Source organism: Mesorhizobium sp. M2A.F.Ca.ET.067.02.1.1 (assembly GCF_004023285.1).
Classification (GTDB): Bacteria; Pseudomonadota; Alphaproteobacteria; order Rhizobiales; family Rhizobiaceae; genus Mesorhizobium.
Map to the genome: position 1 here is coordinate 1 of NZ_RZSB01000909.1, position 2,147 is coordinate 2,147.

Here is a 2,147-nt window from a genome sequence, read left to right on the forward strand (position 1 = left end):
AGGCGTGTTGCAGGACCTCGATCTCCGACCAGGCATCGAGCAGGACCGCCGCGCGCAGGATCGCCGGCAGTTCCCGCGTCTGAGCGAGCACGTCCTGCCATTCGGCCAGACGCGCGTCCTCATCCCAGTCAAGATCGTAGACAAGCGCTGGGCGAGGAGGCTGCGAGGCCGCTTCTTTTCGGGCTAGCATCGCCCCACCGTCCAGCACCTTGGTGGTCCGTTCGAGCATCGCGTCGATTGCCGCCAACTCTTGCGCCAACGGATCCGGCTCATCCATGTCGGATGGCTCGTCAGCACCAGATGCCGGCACAGATATCGCCTCCCCTTCCCGGCCGTCTCCCGCCGGCGAGGCCACGTTGCCCCGGCCGGTGAGCTGGCGCAGGCCATCGCGCCCGAGCGCCCAGTCCGGGGCGCGGGCAATAATCTGGCGGCGGGCGCGAAGCACGGCATGCGCGCGCGTGAGTTCGTGGGTCGGCGTGCGGATATCCATGTGGGCATCATGCAGGACCAGATCCTCGACATGAACGAGCTCGCCCTCCAGCCAGAGCGCGCTAGCGGCGTCGGCAAAGTTCTGGCGTTCGATCCAACCGTCGCGAACGCTCGAGCGGGCCAGACGCTCGTCGAGACGCGCCAAAAGCTCGGTGGCGCGGGCAACCGGCCCAATGAGGGGTTCCAGAGGAAGCTTTGTGACGTCGTACGTCATTGATTTCACGCTACCTGATTCGCGACAGTCCAGCTATCTCCTGATTAACTTGACTTGTAGGTGGGTCGCGTTGGCGTCAATATCACTATCGATAATGACCGCTTATCGATAGTGATTGATCTCGCCGCGCAAATCAGCAAAACTCCTCACCCTGGATCGCTGGACAGGGCCTGGAAACGTAGGGTTTTCGGCGCTTGTCGTCTGGCTGGTTCAGTGAATTGGTTCGTCCCGCTGCATGGACGACCTCGCGCGCAAGGGACGCCACTATGACCGCAGAGCCGATCCGCCTGCCCGATACCGCTTCCGTTCAAGCCGTCCTGAAAAGCCTCGAGCCGGTGTCGGCCGACGCCGAGCTCGCCCCTGCGCTTGCCAACGCCTTTCCCGGTTTTGATTTCACCGCAGCCTCGATCGACGATTTTTACTGGCGCGGCGACGCCCGCACCGTTTTGTCCGCCAGTGGCACACGCATTGGCGACCATCGCGCCTGGGTCGAGCGCGAGCTGGCCGACCTGAGCGGCGACCTCACTGCCTTCTGGAACCGACACCGAAGCGGCGACCTCCGGTTCACCGAATGGCGCGGCGCCAGCGTCTTCGCCTTCGCGCCCACCGGCCTCGGCGTCGCCGATTTTGTCCAGCTCTCGCTCGGCCGCGAAATCGAGGTTTTGGCCGGACCGGTGGTCGATCCCGATTATCGCCCTTATAACGCCGACGATCTTTTGGACCCGTCCTGGGTGCGGCGCGAGCCTGATGCGGTCGCGCCCGTGCTTGCCGGGCCCATCTACCGGCTGCGCGGCCGCGCTGGCGGCGGCATCGTTCACATGCGCAGTTTTCTAGCGCGCCAGGCGCGCATCGAACGCGAACAGCGGGAGGCGCGCCGACCGGAACTCGAGAACCGTGTCATTCACGAGGTCGGCTCCGAGAGTAAGCGGGATATTGCGTTCCTGGAAGCCAATCCCGACTGGTTCGATTTTGTGCCGCGCGAGAACCGCTTTTTTGCCGATTGGGAACGATCGAGTGCTTGCGACCACCGCATTTTTGATCATTGGGCCTTCGACATTCACGATCTTGAGCATCGCGACCGGCGCGAGATCGGCTTTATCCCGCGACCTCTGCGGTCTCCCAGCGAACAGCTGCTGGCGGAAGACAGCGTCTCCGTGCATCGACTGATGGAGCGCATCGAGGCGATAGACCAAAAAATCGGCCTGCCCTTCGCCTGGTTCTTTCTGATGACGCACGGGCACTGGGTCGATCCGAACGTCGGCCGCGCGATCGCCGCCGGGTTGCGTGCCGGCCGCGTGCGGCTGCCAGACCGCGATGCAGCCGTGCTGCTCGCCTGGGCAGACAAAAAATATCTGTTCTGAGCCGCCGTCATGGACCTCCGGCTCCCAAAACCCGCATCCGCCGCCAAACTGCGCCGCGCCGACGCGCTTGACGCGCTGGATTC

Annotated in this window: 2 protein-coding genes; one reads left to right on the forward strand and one right to left on the reverse strand. The window is 64.1% G+C overall.

What is annotated here, in order from left to right:
- Positions 1-703, reverse strand: a 703-nt coding sequence (locus EOA28_RS33560; RefSeq protein WP_245501664.1) for an RHE_PE00001 family protein, incomplete at its 3' end; no start/stop codon positions are given.
- Positions 704-969: 266 nt separating this feature from the next.
- On the opposite strand from EOA28_RS33560, the gene EOA28_RS33565 reads away from it, so the two are divergent.
- Entirely contained in the window at positions 970-2,064 is a 1,095-nt protein-coding gene (locus tag EOA28_RS33565; RefSeq protein ID WP_128315734.1) for a hypothetical protein, read from the forward strand.
- The last annotated feature ends 83 nt before the right edge of the window (positions 2,065-2,147 follow it).